Genomic DNA, 17,802 nt, shown 5'->3' with positions numbered 1-17,802 from the left:
TACCACCTGATGCCTCAGCCAATACTTTCGTAATTGCTGCCGTCAACGTTGTCTTACCATGGTCAACGTGACCAATGGTGCCAATGTTGACGTGCGGTTTGTTCCGCTCAAACTTTTCCTTCGCCATGCGTGTATTCTCCATTCGCTTAGCATCCGGCCAACAATAAACGAGGGGCCGCGCCCTGCCGGAAATTCGAGGGGTCTATTACCTGAAAAAAACCAACAACAAAAGCCCTAATTTCACCTAACGTAAGAAGCGGCTAATATTGGGCCAAACGCTGTGTCAATAATGCAAAGAATCTTGCACGATCAACCTTGTGGGCCCACGCCACATTTGGCTGATTTCCTGTCACGCCCCAAAAGTCGACCGCTGTGTGCCCACGTGTCAATTTGCTCGACGTCTCAATGGTCACATGACAGTGTTTCAACACAAACATTTCAGGCTCAAGCAACCACGCGATTGTACATGGATCATGCAGCGGGCCGCCCTGTTCGCTATATTTTGCCGCATCATATTGCCCGAAAAAATCAAGCATACCAGCTGAAGCATGTGCAACTTTGTTGCCCAGCGCGCGAATGTCCGCAACAATTTTGGGGTCGGTCATCACCTGATGGGTGACGTCTAACCCGAACATGACGATTGGTCGGCCACAGCGCATCACCACGTCCGCCGCATGTGGATCAACATAAATGTTGAACTCGGCAGACGGCGTCACATTGCCGCCCTCAAAACACGCCCCACCCATTAAAACAATTTGTTTGATCTTGGGGATGATCTCCGGCGCTTTGCGCATCGCCATCGCAATATTGGTCAACGGTCCGGTCGGCACCAGCGTAATCTCCTCATTTTCAGCCGAACGCAGCGTTTCGATGATGAAATCAACACCATGCTTTTCATTCTTGGGCAGCGATGGCTCGAAAAAATCAATCCCATCGATCCCCGTTTCACCATGCAAATATTCAGCGGTGAACAATTGCTCAACCATCGGCCCTTCGCAACCCGCAAAAACCGGCACATCCACGCGTCCAGCCATCTCCACCAATATCCGACAATTCAATTCAGTCCGCGCCAAGGGTACATTGCCCCCGCACGCCACAACGCCCAGAACGTCCAGCTCTGGTGCGTTCAGCGCCAAGAACAACATCAACGCATCGTCCTGCCCCGGATCGCAATCAATGATGATGGGTAGTTTTGAGTTCTCGTCCGACTTGTTCATTTAACCTCACAAACAATACGCCACCGCGGCACACTTGTTGTGATGCCGAGCACGTTGATCGCGAGATTAAAGACTAGTGTTCGATAAGCAAGCCAAGTGACATTCTTTCAACCACAAATTTGCACCGGCGTCAGAACTCACCCTTGCTACATGCACTCTCGGCATTTGGTCGCATAGGCAACGATGTCTAATCGAGCGTCAGAAATCTCTTCGCCACACTTCACACAAACGCCAAATGTACCATTTTCCATTCGGCTGAGGGCATTCTCGATCTTTTTCAACTCTTTCTTGCCCGCATTGCCCAAGCCTTCAAGCATTTCATCATCTTCGCGTTCGACGGCACGTTCTTCTATGTCCGGGTCAGGTGTATCGTCCAAACGGTCTTCAATTTGGTGCAAGCGTTCATCAAGCTCGGCTTTACGTGCCAGCAACCGGGTTTTGTAAATCTCTAAATCACGCATGTTGCGCCCCTTTCAAATGTTGAAAACACTTTGCCAGCAAAGCGCTTACGCCAAATTGATCTGGCGCAAGCAATATCGATTAGGCCGTCACGGGAAGGAATATCCCCGCACGATAACCTTTTCGGCGTTGAGCAATAGATAACACAGTGGTGGTCAATCCAATCATAATAACATCACCAATCGGTGACGCGTACCAAATACCGGGCTCACCAAAAAAACGCGGCACCAGCATCAACAACGGAAAACCAATCAAATAATTGCGAGACAGGCTAAGAATAGCTGCGCGCTTCGCATCGCCAATGGCTTGATAGAACCCCGAAAGTATAATTGTGGGACCAACGGTGAAATACATAATCATGACAAACGGCAACACACGTGCCGTCTCCGCGATCATCGGGGCATCTTTCACAAATGATGCGGCCAATTGGCCCGGAAATGACATGAAAACAACCTCAATCAGGATGCAATAGCCAAACGCCACCAACAGGGCGGTCTTTGTACTGATGTTCACCCGCGCCGCTTCGTTGCCGCCAAAATTATTACCCGCAATAGATTGGAATGCCATCGATATGCCAAGCAACGGCATAAACGCAAAGGTCATCAATCTGGTGATAATGCCATAGGCACCCACCGTAACGGTATAATCGTCGCCACCATAAAATTTTAGCATGGCAACGACGCTGCCTGCGATCAAGGAAATTGACAAATAATTGAGGCTCAATGGCGCGCCTAATGCCAAATTTTCTTTCGCGATGCGCACAAATGTTGACATGTTTGGCATGTGAAAACCGAGCTTTGAAAACCCACGCAGCCGATAGATCATGATTGCACTGAGTGAACAAAGCTGCGCCGCCACCGTGCCCCATGCAGAACCTGCTACGCCCATATCCAGAATGACAATAAAGACATAGTTGAACAACATGTTCAGCAACGTCACGCTAAGCGAAATAATCGTCAGGAAACCCATTTTGCCTTCGCTACGCAACCCATCAAATTGCACGGACAAAATGAAAATCAGTGGCGAAGTGAACATCATGATCGACATATAGGTCCACGCCATTTGTGTCAGTTGCGGATCACCATCTGTCACCCAACTGACCAGCTTTTCGCCAAACAGCAAAAACACCACCATCATGACAATGCTCAGGCCTATCCCCAGAAGTATTGCCACCGCAAAACTGTCTGCGGCACCACGCAAATCCTTAGCCCCAAGACGCCGCGCAACAATCGAGGCAAATCCGTTTGAAATCATCGTCGTCAGCGAATAGATCAGCATTTGCACGGGAAACATCACCGTCACAGCGGTCAGCGCAGCAGAGCCAACAAAGATACCAAGAAAATAAGCATCAACCAAATTGAAAAGGCCATTGACCACCATAATCATGATAATCGGCAGCGCCGTGGTTAGAAACAGCTTGCCAATCGGCTGCGTTAAATAGTTATTGTTTTCAGAAACTTGCGCTTCAGGCATGATTCAATTCCTTAAATATTTTTCGTGTCGATGGGCACGAAAATACCCTTCGAGATGTGTTCAATATGCGCGCGAAGCCCATCGGGCCAAACGGCGATCTGTTGCGCAAAAGTTGGGCCGTCAGCAGCAAATAGCGCGCGAATGGCTTCTTCATAATTGGGTAAATCGCCCGCAACGGCGGTCATTAAGTGGTAAGTAGATTGCTGCGCTTTGCGTAACTGTGCATTGCCATCGTCCACCATCATGGCGCGACCAACGAGTTTACGTAAGGTGAGCGAAGCGCCACCGCGTTGCTCGCGCAGCCATTCCCAGTGACGGGGCAGCAATGTGATTTCTTTGCTGACAACGCCCAATTTTGGACGGCCGGGGCGCTTTGGCTTTGCTTGCACCTCTTCAACGGCTTTGCCACTGTCAAGCCGCGCAAAAACCTCTTCCATGGTGCCACGCAGGTCGACTTCGATGACGTTGGATTTTTGATTGTCGAAAATCAAAATCAGATCATTTGGTTTCTGATCGTGGTGCCGCTTCACTTCATGAACGACCTCTGCCAATGCCCCACTGGCAATCAACTCGCTGCCCACAAAGGCCGCGCATTCTAAATCTGGCGAATAAGTCACAACAATAGTCTCCGCGTTTTGTTGCGTGAGTAATACCGGGGTAAAACTATGGAGTCAATAATACCCGGGTAAAATATTTTACCCGGATAGAACTAGCATAATTTGTCTGCCAAAAACGGCAAACTGCGATCATAACGATAATCAATCGAGAAATGATCGTCTGGGAACTCTTCGTAAACATGATCAACGCCAGCGCTTTTGAGCTTGTTCTGCATCCGCCGCGCCACATAAACGAAGTTGAACTGATCCACGTCGCCGCAATCAAGCCAAATCCCTTTCAGGCTTTTCAAGGCATCAACATGTTGGTCAAAAATATGCAATGGATCCCACTTCAACCACTGATCCCAGCGGGTCTGATCTAACTCACAGGTGTGCATATCGACCGGCAACCGAATGCCACAAAATCCGTTTGGATCAGGATCATAGGTTGCACCCATCGCCAAAATCATCAGGGCATGGATATCGCCGTGGCTGGGGTTATGCTTCTCATCAACAAAGCGCACAAATTTTTCGATTGAATTATCGTGTTGTGCCACGGCACGCAGCGCTTTGGGCATATCTGGCAGATAGGCCACGTCAAAACCCATATCGCCGGAGTGGCAGGCAATTGCCGACCACGTATCCGCATAAAGCATAGCGTGGATCATCGCCGCATAGCCGCCAGACGATTTGCCAATCACCCCGCGCTTACCAGCGCCACCACAGGAAAACTGACCTTCAATCTGGGGCAGCATTTCTTTAATCAGAAAATCCGCCCAGTTCCCCATGGCAACTGAGTTGATATATTGGTTGCCGCCGAGCCGGGTAAAACAGTCTGGAAACACCATCACGGCAGGTCTCATCTCGCGGCTAGAAATCAATCTGTCTAATCGCGCCGGCAAGTTTTCATCAAACCCCTTCCAACCGGTTCGGCCAAGGCCACTGCCCGTATAACCGGCCAGATCAACAATCACCGGCAGGTCAGTACCATCATGCCCGTGCGGCACATAGACATCCACGTCGCGCAATGTGTGATCACCGAGCATGTTGGACTTGAGCGCTTCAGATTGCACTTGAACGCGGTGAATGGTGCCTTGTGGCAATGAATAATCGCGACGCATAAATCTATCCCTCAAACTGTTGGACAGACGTTAGCAACCTATAAAAAATTCAACCACAGCAAAAACTTTGCAAAACAGCAGTTTTTCGAACATTTACCCCATTGAGTTTTGTTTTAGTTCAGGCCATTTTACAGGGGTAGCCATTTTTGTTTGCTATTTTGCTATCAGTCCCTGCGCCAACCACTCATCAAAAATCGCCAGCGCAGTTGCGCAGAATTCCGCGTCATTGATGTGACAATCAAGCTCTGTAAACCCGACTGGCGCTTGCACAGACTTTGCCAATTCTTCAACAAATGCCGCATGGTTGTCTGGTTCATGCGCCGGCTCACCCGGCTTATCCCATTCTTCAATGCCATGCTTTGGCGAAATAATATGCACCGGCGCTGTACTTTCTGCCGCCCTTAACGCCAATTCGCGGGCAACCTGACGCCGCTCATCTGCATTCAGTGTCGCGGACGCCAGCAATCGATTGTGGGCATGAAATGATCTGTCTTTGAACTGCTCGGGAAACTCTTGCCATGCGGGGAAATCCACCAGGTCCACACACCCCGGCGCAATAATCGCTGGGGTGTTCGACGCAGCAGCGCCGCGCAAACGATCTGGGCCAGAATTCACACTCGACCCCATCATATGATTGCCCATTTCCTGCGGCGCAAAATCCATCACGCAGGCAAACGCCCCTTCCCTTGCCAAGTTCTCGAACGCCATACCGCCCATGCCGGTCGCATGAAAAATCGCCACTTCAAACCCACGCGTTTCCAACGCTGGCTTCAAAACCTTCATATATTTCAAGCACGTCGAACCCAAACTGGTCATCCCGACCATCGGCTTTTTGCCCGTAGGCATTTCGACAGCGCGTGCGGCACCCAACACGGCACCAGCCGCTTGACTGAGCGAAGCTTTGCAGACCGAATTGAGCCCATAAAGGCCACCAGCCCATAGGATCATCTGCGTATCCGTCGCCAATCGTTCTGCCGGAATAAGCGTTGAAAAGGCAATGGTTGAAATAATGTATTTTGGCACCCCAAGTGGCAGCGCCCGGGCGCAATCCAACGCCAAATCGGTCCCCATCGTGCCGCCCATCGACACCATCCCATCGATTCGACCCGCCTTATGTAGCATTGTGCACAAGGTTGCCGCACCACGCGCCATAATTTGCATGGCAGTGTTCTCATCACCACTATCGATAGCATCTTGAATAGACGAATTCGCCGCCTCGGCCACTTGATGCTTGGAGATATCCGTCACGACAGACGGGTCGCCCAAAACGCTCACATCCATGCTCAAAACGTTACCGCCCTGCCCTTTGATGGCCGTCGCTAGATAGTCCAATTCGTCAGATTTAGTGTCGTAAGTGCCAATCACCAATATGGTTTTGTCGTTTGCCATAAGTCTTACCTACAATTGGATCCATGCTGTTTTCAAATTTTCGTATTTTTCAAGCGCATGCAGCGATTTGTCCGCACCGTTGCCGGACTGCTTCATCCCCGCAAGCGGCACATTGTTGCCCGCCCCACCATATGTATTGACGTGCACGACGCCTGATTTGATGTTGCGCACCGTCCGATGCGCACGCGACAAGTTCGATGTCCAAACCGCAGCCGCCAACCCTAGTTCTGTGCCATTTGCCAAACCGACAGCTTCTTCTTCCGTGTCAAACGCCGTCACCGCGACAACCGGGCCAAACACTTCGTTTTGGAACAAGTCCATATCTGATCCTACATTGGTGAAAATCGTCGGCTGCATATAAAATCCACCGCTTTCACCATGCAGTTGCTTGCCACCATAAACTAGCGTCGCGCCTTCCGCCTGCGCCCGTTCAACAAACGCCAAATCACCGTCGAGTTGCTGCTTGGTTGTCACCGCACCAATATTGTTAGCAATATCCAGCGGGTCGCCAATCACCAATTTTTCGGCATGCGCCTTCAAGCGCTCAACAAATCCATCGTGGATCGAGCGTTCCACTAGAATGCGCGAGCCAGCCACGCAAACTTCACCCGAATTGCGGAAAATACCCGCCGCCGAGACTTTCGCGGCATGGTCCAAATCCTCAACGTCTGCAAAAATCACGTTGGGCGACTTGCCACCCAATTCGAGGTAAAGCCGCTTCATGTTCGACCGCGCGGCACAGTCCATCAAACGTCGCCCCGTGCCACCTGACCCCGTAAAAGCGATAATGTCGATATCGGGGTGCAGCCCCATCGCTTCACCCGCTACGGCACCGTTGCCCGTCACAACGTTAAGCACACCGGCGGGCAGGCCCGCCGCCAAACACAAATCTGCCAACCGCAGCAAACTCAGCGATGCCGCCTCGGATGGTTTCAACACCACAGAGTTGCCAGCGGCCAGTGCTGGCGCAATTTTCCACGCGCCAATCATCAATGGGAAATTCCACGGCACAATCGCCCCAACAACCCCAACCGGTTCGCGATGCACCAGCGCCAACACGTTGTCGGCGGTCGGCGCGATTTCGCCATAAACCTTGTCGATGGCCTCAGCATAAAACCGAAACGTGCCAGCCGCCGAACCCGGCTCAGCTTTGAGCGCCATACCGATTTCTGTACCATTATCGCGCACGCCCAACACCGCCAGCTCTTTCGCATGCTCTATGATGAGATCAGCGATCTTATGCATCACTTTCATCCGCCCGGCGGGTGCCATTCGCGACCAGTCGCCGCGCTCAAACACTTCACGCGCTGACGAAACAGCGTCATCGACATCTGCGGACGTAGCAGCAGCAATTGTTGTCAATTTTTGCCCGTCAATCGGGCTGATCACCTCAATCACACCACCATCGGATGAATTACGCCACTCGCCGCCAATCAACAGCTTTTGCGCCGCAATTGGTAGATTGCGCAGACCGTCTATTTCAACTTGCGTGATCATAATCAAACTTCCTCAGATTTTTTTGCTCGAACAAGCGAATAGATGTGCGCACCCAAGACAATCACGATAATGCCGAACAGCACTTGCGCCACGGGCCGCTCGATGAAGCCAAAGATATTATCCACACGTGCCATACTGGTGCGAAACTTCACTTCCATAATACCACCCAAAACCATCCCGAGGATAATCGGCACAATCGGCAAACTAAGCCGCTTTAACATCAACCCAAACATGCCAAACGCCGCCGCAATTGCACAATCAACAATCGAGTTTCGCAGCGAGTAGACACCGACAAAACTCAGGATCAAGATGATCATCCCCAAAAACCGATTTGGAATGCGCACCACATGGGTCAACCAGCGCGTCGCGCCAAGCAAAAACACAAAGGCCAATATGTTCAGGGCGATCAGCGCCAAATAAAGGCTCAAGACAAAATCAAATTGGTTGGTGAATAGCTGTGGACCCGGAATGACATTATGCACATAAAACACCGAAAGCATCATCGCCGTCAGCGCTTCACCGGGAATACCCAGCGCCAACAAGGGGATCATCGCGGCGGCAGGCACCGCATTATTTGCCGCCTCAGAAGCCACCAAACCCTCTGGTGCACCTTTGCCAAAATTCTCCCCGTTGCCGGAAATTTTACGCGCCAACGAATAGGAAAAGAACTGCGCCAAAAACTCACCAACGCCGGGTATCATGCCCATCACTACGCCAAATCCAGCTGAAGGCAGCACAATTTTGGGCATGCGCAACACTTCTTTGAACCCATCAAATATTCGTCCCACAAGCGGCGGGGGTCTATTGTCCTCATCCTCACCCACCATCAACAAAAACGCCTGAGACAGGGCAAAAAGCCCGAGCACAACGACGATCAAATCAATCCCGGACGCCAACCACGTTTGCTCAAAAGTGAAGCGCTGCGTGTATCGGATCGGCTCAAGCCCAATCGTATTGATAAAAACACCCAAACACAGCAGCGCCCCTGCCGCCAAAGCCTGCCCACGATGCGTAACCACCACCAAAACCATGCCCAATAACGCCGCCAGAAAGATTTCGCGCGACCCGAACATTGGCGCTACAGCTGCCAAAACCGGCGACAAGCTCATCAAGGCGATAATCGAAATGATGGCACCACAAAAACTCGCGCCAAACGCCAACGACAAAGCACGTGTTGCTTCACCACGCTTGGTCATCGGGTAACCATCATAGGTGGTCAGCGCATTCACCGCAGTCCCAGGTGTATTGATCAAAATGGCAGGAATTGCCCCGCCATACATCGAGGAGCCATAAACGCCGAGCAGCAAAGTCAGCCCGACAATTGGTTCCATGGCGAATGTGGCAGGCAACAAAATCGCGATCGCAATAGCAGGACCGACACCGGGTATCGCGCCAATGATCACGCCGCCAACCGAGCCGATAAGCAAGGCTATCGCCACATCAATTCGCGCTAGCGCACTAAGACTTGTTAGTAAGAGTTCCACAAACAGCCCCTATAGATAAAGAATGGCAATGCTGCGTACGGCAGCGGGTAGAAATTCATAAAGCGCACCGCCCGGTATTTTGACCTGCAGGAAGCTCTTGAAAACCAATACAATCAACACACCCGTCAGCACCGCAGACACAAAATGCGTTTTGCTTCGGTATCCCAACCGCCATGTCATCAACATCAAATAGCCAATGGTTGTGGGCAGATACCCAATTATCGGCACCAGATAGACATAAGCCATGAACCACAGCACAAATTCGCTGGCACGTAGCCAAATGATGGCCTCCGCAACAAATCCGGGGGCTTGCAACCCATTGCGATGAAACCAGAACTGCACCATTTGGAAAAACCCAAACAACAGCATGCCGACAATGCCAATGGCCGACCAAAGGCCGGGCTGCTTTTCAATTGGAAAGTTCTCTAAGAATTTAGCCTGCGTGCCCAATTGGCTCGCTAAAAATATCGCCACAAAGAATGTGCAAATGCCAAACCAAACCAGCGCTGAACTGTAGGGCGAAGAGAAATAATCTTCCACTTTTGGTGGGCGATTGGTTTTCCCGCCGATCTCATTTTCTTTCATCATGACCCGAATAAACTCGCTGTTGTGTGTTGGTCGGAACGTGTCGCCCCGACCAACATTGCATATTTATTCGGCGAACTTGGCAATGGCTTCTGCCACGACGCCATCAGCGGCGATTTGTGCAGCGGAATCTGCAGCGTTTTTCCAGTAAACGCCAGCGCCAGTTTCTTCAGCGAGTTTTTGCGCCGCTTCACTGGACATTGCTTTTTGCGCAGCTGCCGCAATTTTTTCACGCACGTCAGCCGGTGTGTCCTTGTGCACAAACAAGCCGTTCCACAACGCAATATTGAGCGAAGGTTCCAGTTCGCCAACCGTCGGGCTGTCAGGCACCAGTGGAATGCGCTCGCTGGTCACCGTTGCCAGCACATTCACCTTGTCCAAACAGGGCAAGATCAGCTGCAAAGTCGTGTTGATCACGTCTGCATCACCTGAAGCAATCGTGTTACAATCCAGCGCATCAAATGCCGCGTTGGAATAATATGTCGTGCCATTTTTCTCACCCAAGGCCAAAGTCACCTGTGTTGGGATCAAAAACGATCCGAAATGCCCAAGCAAAAGCTTGTTGTCTTTCGAATAAGCAGCCAATTCTGCCATGGTTTGGTAAGGCGCGTTCTTGGATGCCGCAATAACGAACGGGTAAGTCAGGAAAATGCCAACGGGTTCAAATGGATCCGGGTTAAGGGCTGGAATGCCAACAAATGGCCCAACCAGCGGCACATCAACCACAAATGAGCCGATTGTGTAACCATCGGCTGGGGCTTGAGCCACTTCCGCCGCCCCTGGAAACGGTCCACCGCCCCCGCCTGGCTTATTCACCACCGCCGCAGGCACGCCATACATAGACTGAAACTCCTCCGCAATCATGCGGGTCAAAACATCTTCCAGATCACCGGGTGGAAATGGCACCACAAATGAAACTGGCTTTTCTGGGTATTCAGCAACGGCTGGCGATATAGCCGCCACCAATGAAGCCAAGCCCAACAGAATAATAGAAATGATCGCTCGCATGATTTCCTCCCCTAATGCGTTCGCATTTTCCAATCGGTTCAATATTGTCACCAATGGTACAAATAATGGTTGCATTGGGAAGCAATATGAGTCAAGATTTTTATTATCATGTGAACCAATTGAGTTTTAATGCCCATGAAAACAGTCGACAAAGCGATGCGCCTCCTGAGCTATTTCACCCCCTCTCTTCCCGAGATCGGACTGTCTGAACTTGCGCGCTTGGCGGACCTGGATAAGGCCACCACGCGGCGCATTCTGGTATCTCTGGGCAATCATCACTTTATCGAGCAAAACAAAATTACAAAAGCCTATCGGCTTGGTTCCGGTTTTTTGCACTTGGCACGTATTCGTGAAGCCACCACACCGATCACCGCCATCGCCAACCAAACAGTGAACTGGCTGTGCGATGCGTCAAGTGAAACCGCTCACGCAAGTGTTGCTGGGCCAACTTCGCTGATCACCGTAGCCCACAAGGAACCGATTCGCGGCACTGTCGTTATGATCGACCCCACCGAACCCCTGCCATTCCACGCCACAGCATCGGGCATTGTGTTTATGGCGTTTAGTGACGCCGGGATATTAAACAAAGCCCTGTCAAATCCATTGAACAAATTCACCGAGCAAACCGAAACCAACCCAGAGGCCATCCGCAAACGCGCCGAACAGGCAAAACTGGATGGCTACTATCTGAACGAACATGGCTTCGAATCTGATGTGGTTGGCGTGGCATCACCTTATTTCAATGCGGACGGTTCAGCGGCGGGTGCCATTGCCATTGCCATGCCGATGTCGCGTAAAACCGACGAACTGGTCAAAAAATCCATACGGCAGGTCGCCGCTGCATCGGCGCGGATCAGCACCGCAATCGGTGGCGTCGTCCACCCAAATGTTCAAAAACTTATTAGGTAGAAGGAGCCCATTATGCGCGACTCAAATTTCTTGAAAGAGAACAACGCCAAGCACATGTGGCACCCTATGGCCCACCCAGCGGACATGCGCAACAATCCACCAAAGATTATTACGGGCGCAGAAGGCGTCGAAATCATCGATGTAGACGGGCATCGCACATTGGATGCGGTTGGTGGACTTTGGAACGCCAATCTGGGCTATTCGGTTGATAGTATCAAAAAGGCCATGACCGATCAGCTGATGGAATTGCCATACTATTCCGCCTTTCGGGGCACCACCAACGACAAAGCGGTCGAACTTTCCTATGAACTTGCACAATGGTTTAAACCCGAAGGCCTCGTACGCTCGTTCTTCACGTCTGGCGGTTCAGATTCTGTTGAAACCTGCCTGCGTTTAGCGCGGCAATACCATAAAGTGCGTGGCGAAGGTGAGCGCACCAAATTCATCAGCCTCAAAAAGGGCTATCACGGTACGCATTTCGGTGGAGCCTCCGTCAACGGCAACGCCAATTTCCGCCGTAATTACGAACCATTGCTGCCCGGTTGTTTCCAGCTCCCCGCCCCATGGACCTATCGCAATCCGTTCAACTCAACTGATCCGCAAGAAATCGCCAATCGCATTATTGCGCTGTTCGAAGAAGAAATCGCCTTTCAAGGCGCAAACACCATCGCCGCGATGATCATGGAACCGGTGCTTGGTGCGGGCGGTGTGATTGTGCCGCATCAAACATTCATGCCGATGGTGCGGCAAGTTTGCGACAAACACGGTATCTTGTTGATCGCCGACGAAGTGATCACCGCCTTTGGCCGCACCGGATCAATGCACGGCTCCCGCCTTTGGGGCGTCGCACCAGATATGATGTGCATCGCAAAAGCTGTCACCAACTCGTACTTCCCATTTGGCGCAGCCATGATCGGCGAGAAAGTGGCGGAGGCCTTTGAAAGCAACAAGGATTCTGTTGGCAATATTGGCCATGGCTACACCTATTCCGCCCATCCGGTCGGGTGCGCAGCCGCGCTTGCCACGCTAGCCGAAACCAAAAAAGCCCGCATTTGGGAAAACGCAAAAGCAAGGGGCGAGGAACTTCAGCTTGGTCTGAACAAACTAAAAGAAAAACATGAAATTATCGGGGATACGCGCGGCATTGGCCTAATGGCCGCTATTGAATTGGTTACGGATAAAAATACCAAAGCCCCCGCATCCAAAGCGGCAATGGCGGCCGCATTTGACGGGGCTTATGCAGATGGGGTGACTATTCGCGTTTCAGGCAACAACATCATCTTGTCGCCCCCATTGGTGATCACGTCAAATGATGTGAATAGGATGCTCAGCGGTTTGGACAAAGGCCTTGCAGCTGCAACAAACGCCTAATCAGATCCGGCGTCGCTATTTGGCGGCGCCGTTCACACTCGACTGCAGCTCATCGAGCAAATCAACGAGCTGACGAAGCCTGTCCTCGCCATAGGCACCCACAATTTCTTCGTAAATTGCAGCGCCTTTGGGCGACACCGTCGCTATAAACCGCAAGCCTTCTTCGGTAGCTGTAAACAGCATGCGACGGCCATCATCTTTGTCACGACGGCCCTCAATCCAGCCATTTGCTTCAAGCGTTTTCAGCATCCTCGTCAGACTTGGCGGCAAAATGCAAGCATGGTGCGCCAAGTGACTAGCATCCAACTCGCCCATTTCGCGCAACACACGCAACACACGCCATTGCTGCTCCGTCAAACCATGTTCTGCCAGCATTGGTCGAAAATGCGCCATTACCGCTTCGCGCGCCCGCAGCAAAACAATTGGAAGGGATCGATTCGTAGCTTCAAGTAATTGCTCTGAAGTCATGCTGTGATTCCCATCGTTGATCCTCAAACTTCGCTTATTGCACAGATAATTGCCAGAAAACATACCAACAGTCCATCTTGACAATACCAATCAAATTACTTAACATGTTAATTGTTAGGAGGCTTCATGCCGCATTTGCAAATCCAGTATTCAGACAATCTGAATGGCCGCATTGATATGAAACAACTGTGCAACCAGTTGAACGACACTCTGTGCGCGTCTGGCGTGTTTCCAAAAGGCGGCATTCGGGTCAGAGCTTATCCCGCCTGTGCATACTCAATTGCAGATCAACACGCTGAAAACGCCTTTATTGACATCATCTTGCGCATTGGCACGGGCCGCACCGCCGAGCAAAAAAGAGACATCGGCCAAGCCCTGATCGATCTGACAAGCCAGACCTGCAAAAAACTACTGGATGAGCCGCATTTTGCGCTCTCTTTAGAAATCGTCGAAATCAATCCAGACTTTAACTGGAAGCTAAATTCCATCCATCCGCGTCTCAAAACACAAACTAAGAGCCAGGAACCCTCCTCATGACCTGCTTTCAAAACAATCTGGACAAAGCAAACGCCTATCTTGAGCGGTTTGTGCGCGATGGGGTAACCAATTACATCAATGGCGCAGCAGTTGCCGCGGCCGATGGCACAATTTTTGATAGCATCTCGCCGGTTGATCTTTCAACAATCTGCACTATTGCTCACGGCAAGGCCGAGGATATTGACCGGGCGGCAAAGTCTGCCCATGCCGCATTCAAAAGCTGGTCCAAAACCCCGGGCATTGAGCGCAAGCGCATATTGCACGCGATTGCCGACGGCATCGAAGCGCGCGCCGAAGAAATTGCGCTGATTGAAGCGATGGATACGGGTCAATCCATGCGCTTCATGTCCAAAGCCGCGCTGCGCGGCGCAGACAATTTTCGCTATTTCGGCGACCGCGCGCCCAGCGCCCACGACGGCCAGTCCTTGCGCAAACAAGGCCAAGTCAACATGACCACGCGGCATGCCATTGGCCCCGTTGGTATTATCACCCCGTGGAACACGCCTTTTATGCTGTCCACGTGGAAAATTGCCCCGGCCCTGGCCGCAGGTTGCACGATTGTGCACAAACCCGCTGAATTCTCACCCCTAACGGCCCGGCTATTGGTGGAAATCGCAGAAGAAGCAGGCTTGCCCAAAGGCGTTTGGAACCTTGTCAACGGTTTGGGTGAAGATGCAGGCAAAGCCTTAACCGAACATAAATTGATCAAAGCCATCGGTTTTGTCGGCGAAAGCCGCACAGGTTCGAGAATCATGGCCCAAGGCGCACCAACGCTTAAACGCGTACATTTCGAACTCGGCGGCAAAAACCCAGTGATCGTTTTCGCAGATGCCGATTTGGAACGCGCCGCCGAGGCGGCTGTGTTTATGATCTACTCGCTCAACGGCGAACGCTGCACATCATCGTCACGCCTGTTGGTCGAACAATCAATCTATGCTGACTTCACCGCCAAGATTGCCGAAAAAGCGTCCAAAATCAAAGTGGGACATCCGCTTGATCCAGAAACCACAATTGGCCCACTCATTCACCCGGAGCACGAAAAGAAAGTGCTCGAATATTTTGAAATCGCCAAACAAGATGGCGCAACCATTGCGCTAGGTGGCGAAAAATTCGATGGGCCGGGGGGCGGTTGCTACGTCAAGCCAACGCTGTTCACCAATGCCAACAATAAAATGCGTATCGCCCAAGAAGAGATTTTTGGCCCGGTGCTGACGGCAATCCCGTTCAAAGACGAAGCCGAGGCCCTCGAAATCGCCAACGACATAGATTATGGCCTAGCCGGATATGTCTGGACCAACGATGTTACCCGCGCGTTCCGCGTGTCGGACGAATTGCAAGCGGGCATGGTTTGGGTGAATTCTGAAAACTCACGCCATCTGCCCTCGCCGTTTGGTGGCGTAAAATCGTCGGGCATTGGCAGAGACGGTGGCGATTGGTCGTTTGATTTCTACATGGAAACCAAAAACGTCGCTTTTGCGACAGTTGAGCACAATATCCCAAAACTAGGTGGATGATCGCGTATAATTCTGCGAGCATGAGAACAGACATGCGCGCGCTTCGAAATAGGAAACATCATGCCATTACCAAAGCATAATCTTTACCCGCCCTTTAATGTGCTGCGCCTGAGCCATGTCGAGTTTGTCGTGACGGATTTGGCCGCCAGCCGCGCCTTCTATGTGGACACATTGGGTCTGCAAGTCACTCATGAAGACAATAGTGAGATTTACTTGCGCGCCATGGAAGAACGCGGCCACCACTGCATTATCCTGAAACAAGGCAAAAAGGCCCAAGCCAACGTGCTTGGCTTTAAAGTCTATGACGAACCAGAGCTCGACAAAGCGCAAAGCTATTTCCAGTCCAAAGGCCGCCCGACATCATGGGTCGAACGCCCCTATCAAGGTCGCACATTGCGCACTTCGGACTGCCACGGCATTCCGCTGGAATTCTACTTTAAAATGGATCGCCTTGAGCCAATTCACCAACAATACAAACTCTATAATGGCGTGAAACCACTGCGCATTGACCACTTCAATGTGTTCTCGCAAGATGTCGACGAAAGCGTTGCTTTCTATGCAGATTTTGGCTTCCGTACGACTGAATATACCGAAGATGATGAAAGCAAACGCCTGTGGGCCGCATGGATGCACCGCAAAGGCGGTGTGCACGACATGGCTTTTACCAATGGCCTTGGGCCACGCCTGCACCACACAGCTTTTTGGGTGCCAAATCCGCTCAACATCATTGATCTCTTGGATTTGATGTCCACAACCGGCTACGTCGCCAACATTGAGCGTGGCCCCGGTCGGCATGGTATTTCCAACGCGTTCTTTTTATACATCTTGGACCCAGATGGTCATCGGATTGAGATTTATTGTTCTGATTATCAAACGGTTGATCCAGACCTTGAGCCGATCAAATGGGACCTCAAAGACCCGCAACGCCAAACATTGTGGGGTGCACCTGCACCGCGCAGCTGGTTTGAACATGGCAGCATATTTGCAGATGTTGAACCCGTTATGTCCGACCTCGCCGCTTCCCCCATCATCGCACCATAGGCTAGAACCATGAACTGGAATGAATTTCGAGACTGGGGCAAACGCTTTGTTGATTGGGGGGCAGATTATCGCGAGACTTTGCGATACCGCCCAGTTCGCGCCCAAACCAAACCCGGCGAAATCATCGCACAACTTCCCGATTCTCCGCCTGAAAAGGGTGAGGCGATGGAGGAGATTTTTGCCGACTTTGAAAACAAGCTAATGCCCGGCATTACCCATTGGCAACATCCGCGTTTCTTCGCCTATTTCCCAGCAAATGCAGCCCCGGCTTCCGTGCTGGCGGAAATGTTAGTCAACTCAATCGCTGCGCAATGTATGTTGTGGCAGACCTCACCTGCCGCCACAGAACTTGAAACCATAGTGCTCGATTGGCTGCGCCAGTCCATCGGCCTGCCGGATGGTTTTACCGGCGTCATTCAAGACAGCGCATCTTCTGCTACGCTGGCTGCCGTTTTGACCATGCGCGAACGCGCCCTCAATTGGCGCGGCAATGTGGATGGCCTCGCCGCCCACAAGCAATTGCGCATATATTGCTCCGATCAGGTGCACACCTCAATTGACCGCGCCATCTGGGTTGCAGGCATTGGCGAACAAAACTTGGTCCGCATTCCCCATAAAGGCAAATTACGGGGCATGGACACTGAAGCGCTCAAAAAGGCCATCGCCGACGACCGCAAGGCAGGTCTTATACCCGCTGGTATTATCGCCTGCGTCGGCGGTACCTCTGTCGGCTCCACCGATAATATTGCTGAAATTGTTGCCATTTCGAAAGCTGAAAACCTTTACTCACACATTGATGCAGCATGGGCAGGCGCGGCGATGATCTGCCCAGAATTCCGCCATTTCTGGACAGGCGTTGAAGGCGCAGACAGTATTGTGTTCAACCCACACAAATGGCTGGGCGCGCAGTTTGATTGCTCGGCCCACTTTATTGCCGATCCAGAAGCTTTGGTCAGAACACTGGCCATCAAACCTGAATATCTAAAAACCCACGGTACCGACGGCATCATCAATTATTCCGAATGGTCAGTGCCTTTGGGACGCCGTTTCCGCGCGCTAAAAATCTGGTTCCTGTTGCGTGCACATGGCCTTGAAGGCTTGCGGCAGATGATCCGCAACCACGTGTCATGGTC

General features: G+C 51.6%; 18 protein-coding genes. 6 read left to right on the top strand and 12 right to left on the bottom strand.

The features are described from left to right. The 11 genes from ACJAZW_RS12055 to ACJAZW_RS12005 all read right to left on the bottom strand — a co-directional run. Positions 1-127: GTP-binding protein (locus ACJAZW_RS12055; protein ID WP_415158229.1), on the bottom strand; the 127-nt coding region annotated here is incomplete at its 3' end. A gap of 133 nt (positions 128-260) precedes the next feature. After that, complete coding sequence (locus ACJAZW_RS12050) at positions 261-1,217, bottom strand: nucleoside hydrolase (RefSeq protein WP_415158412.1); 957 nt, start codon at positions 1,215-1,217, stop codon at positions 261-263. Between the two features lie 146 nt (positions 1,218-1,363). After that, positions 1,364-1,678, bottom strand: coding sequence for a TraR/DksA family transcriptional regulator (locus tag ACJAZW_RS12045; RefSeq protein WP_415158410.1), 315 nt, complete (start codon positions 1,676-1,678; stop codon positions 1,364-1,366). 79 nt (positions 1,679-1,757) lie between these two features. Beyond that, entirely contained in the window at positions 1,758-3,149 is a 1,392-nt protein-coding gene (locus tag ACJAZW_RS12040) for an MATE family efflux transporter (RefSeq protein WP_415158408.1), read from the bottom strand. Between the two features lie 11 nt (positions 3,150-3,160). Next, entirely contained in the window at positions 3,161-3,766 is a 606-nt protein-coding gene (locus tag ACJAZW_RS12035; RefSeq protein ID WP_415158406.1) for a DUF2239 family protein, read from the bottom strand. Between the two features lie 92 nt (positions 3,767-3,858). Next, positions 3,859-4,866 carry an alpha/beta hydrolase gene (locus ACJAZW_RS12030; protein WP_415158404.1) on the bottom strand — a complete coding sequence of 336 codons (1,008 nt, stop codon included), beginning with the start codon at positions 4,864-4,866 and terminating at the stop codon, positions 3,859-3,861. Between the two features lie 153 nt (positions 4,867-5,019). Continuing rightward, a complete protein-coding gene (locus ACJAZW_RS12025) occupies positions 5,020-6,255 on the bottom strand; it encodes a Tm-1-like ATP-binding domain-containing protein (RefSeq protein ID WP_415158402.1) in 1,236 nt (411 codons plus the stop codon). Between the two features lie 9 nt (positions 6,256-6,264). Beyond that, on the bottom strand, positions 6,265-7,752 hold the full coding sequence (locus ACJAZW_RS12020) for an aldehyde dehydrogenase (protein ID WP_415158400.1): 1,488 nt from the start codon (positions 7,750-7,752) through the stop codon (positions 6,265-6,267). Positions 7,753-7,754: 2 nt separating this feature from the next. Further along, positions 7,755-9,236, bottom strand: a complete 1,482-nt coding sequence (locus ACJAZW_RS12015; RefSeq protein WP_415158398.1) for a tripartite tricarboxylate transporter permease — start codon at positions 9,234-9,236, stop codon at positions 7,755-7,757. A gap of 9 nt (positions 9,237-9,245) precedes the next feature. Then, the gene (locus tag ACJAZW_RS12010; protein ID WP_415158396.1) at positions 9,246-9,824 is read right to left on the bottom strand and encodes a tripartite tricarboxylate transporter TctB family protein; all 579 of its coding nucleotides are present in this window, start codon (positions 9,822-9,824) and stop codon (positions 9,246-9,248) included. A 63-nt stretch (positions 9,825-9,887) separates the two neighbouring features. Then, positions 9,888-10,829, bottom strand: a complete 942-nt coding sequence (locus tag ACJAZW_RS12005) for a tripartite tricarboxylate transporter substrate binding protein (protein WP_415158394.1) — start codon at positions 10,827-10,829, stop codon at positions 9,888-9,890. Between the two features lie 129 nt (positions 10,830-10,958). Between ACJAZW_RS12005 and ACJAZW_RS12000 the strand changes: the two genes are divergently transcribed. Continuing rightward, positions 10,959-11,738, top strand: a complete 780-nt coding sequence (locus ACJAZW_RS12000; protein WP_415158392.1) for an IclR family transcriptional regulator — start codon at positions 10,959-10,961, stop codon at positions 11,736-11,738. Positions 11,739-11,750: 12 nt separating this feature from the next. Beyond that, the gene (locus tag ACJAZW_RS11995) at positions 11,751-13,109 is read left to right on the top strand and encodes an aminotransferase class III-fold pyridoxal phosphate-dependent enzyme (protein WP_415158390.1); all 1,359 of its coding nucleotides are present in this window, start codon (positions 11,751-11,753) and stop codon (positions 13,107-13,109) included. Between the two features lie 15 nt (positions 13,110-13,124). On the opposite strand, the gene hpaR is transcribed toward ACJAZW_RS11995, so the two are convergent. Further along, on the bottom strand, positions 13,125-13,577 hold the full coding sequence (gene hpaR / locus ACJAZW_RS11990) for a homoprotocatechuate degradation operon regulator HpaR (protein ID WP_415158388.1): 453 nt from the start codon (positions 13,575-13,577) through the stop codon (positions 13,125-13,127). A 126-nt stretch (positions 13,578-13,703) separates the two neighbouring features. Here hpaR and ACJAZW_RS11985 point away from each other — a divergent pair, with 126 nt between their 5' ends. The 4 genes from ACJAZW_RS11985 to ACJAZW_RS11970 form a co-directional block, all read left to right on the top strand. Then, entirely contained in the window at positions 13,704-14,114 is a 411-nt protein-coding gene (locus tag ACJAZW_RS11985) for a 5-carboxymethyl-2-hydroxymuconate Delta-isomerase (protein WP_415158386.1), read from the top strand. Then, positions 14,111-15,628, top strand: a complete 1,518-nt coding sequence (hpaE, locus tag ACJAZW_RS11980; RefSeq protein ID WP_415158384.1) for a 5-carboxymethyl-2-hydroxymuconate semialdehyde dehydrogenase — start codon at positions 14,111-14,113, stop codon at positions 15,626-15,628. Before ACJAZW_RS11985 ends, hpaE begins: the two co-directional genes overlap by 4 nt. A gap of 60 nt (positions 15,629-15,688) precedes the next feature. Then, positions 15,689-16,669, top strand: a complete 981-nt coding sequence (gene hpaD / locus ACJAZW_RS11975) for a 3,4-dihydroxyphenylacetate 2,3-dioxygenase (RefSeq protein WP_415158382.1) — start codon at positions 15,689-15,691, stop codon at positions 16,667-16,669. A 9-nt stretch (positions 16,670-16,678) separates the two neighbouring features. Continuing rightward, positions 16,679-17,802 (top strand): pyridoxal phosphate-dependent decarboxylase family protein (locus tag ACJAZW_RS11970; RefSeq protein WP_415158380.1); only part of this gene is annotated, 1,124 nt, incomplete at its 3' end.

Origin of the sequence: Maritalea sp., from assembly GCF_047634455.1 — a bacterium.
Lineage (GTDB): Bacteria > Pseudomonadota > Alphaproteobacteria > Rhizobiales > Devosiaceae > Maritalea.
This window is presented reverse-complemented; position numbering and strand designations above follow the sequence as displayed.

What these genes read in the sequence shown, in the direction of transcription:
- ACJAZW_RS12050 (WP_415158412.1), bottom strand. Translation starts at nt 1,217, where the DNA reads ATGAACAAGTCGGACGAGAACTCAAAACTACCCATCATCATTGATTGC.
- ACJAZW_RS12045 (WP_415158410.1), bottom strand. Translation starts at nt 1,678, where the DNA reads ATGCGTGATTTAGAGATTTACAAAACCCGGTTGCTGGCACGTAAAGCC.
- ACJAZW_RS12040 (WP_415158408.1), bottom strand. Translation starts at nt 3,149, where the DNA reads ATGCCTGAAGCGCAAGTTTCTGAAAACAATAACTATTTAACGCAGCCG.
- ACJAZW_RS12030 (WP_415158404.1), bottom strand. Translation starts at nt 4,866, where the DNA reads ATGCGTCGCGATTATTCATTGCCACAAGGCACCATTCACCGCGTTCAA.
- ACJAZW_RS12025 (WP_415158402.1), bottom strand. Translation starts at nt 6,255, where the DNA reads ATGGCAAACGACAAAACCATATTGGTGATTGGCACTTACGACACTAAA.
- ACJAZW_RS12020 (WP_415158400.1), bottom strand. Translation starts at nt 7,752, where the DNA reads ATGATCACGCAAGTTGAAATAGACGGTCTGCGCAATCTACCAATTGCG.
- ACJAZW_RS12010 (WP_415158396.1), bottom strand. Translation starts at nt 9,824, where the DNA reads ATGATGAAAGAAAATGAGATCGGCGGGAAAACCAATCGCCCACCAAAA.
- ACJAZW_RS12005 (WP_415158394.1), bottom strand. Translation starts at nt 10,829, where the DNA reads ATGCGAGCGATCATTTCTATTATTCTGTTGGGCTTGGCTTCATTGGTG.
- ACJAZW_RS12000 (WP_415158392.1), top strand. Translation starts at nt 10,959, where the DNA reads ATGCCCATGAAAACAGTCGACAAAGCGATGCGCCTCCTGAGCTATTTC.
- ACJAZW_RS11995 (WP_415158390.1), top strand. Translation starts at nt 11,751, where the DNA reads ATGCGCGACTCAAATTTCTTGAAAGAGAACAACGCCAAGCACATGTGG.
- hpaR (WP_415158388.1), bottom strand. Translation starts at nt 13,577, where the DNA reads ATGACTTCAGAGCAATTACTTGAAGCTACGAATCGATCCCTTCCAATT.
- ACJAZW_RS11985 (WP_415158386.1), top strand. Translation starts at nt 13,704, where the DNA reads ATGCCGCATTTGCAAATCCAGTATTCAGACAATCTGAATGGCCGCATT.
- hpaE (WP_415158384.1), top strand. Translation starts at nt 14,111, where the DNA reads ATGACCTGCTTTCAAAACAATCTGGACAAAGCAAACGCCTATCTTGAG.
- hpaD (WP_415158382.1), top strand. Translation starts at nt 15,689, where the DNA reads ATGCCATTACCAAAGCATAATCTTTACCCGCCCTTTAATGTGCTGCGC.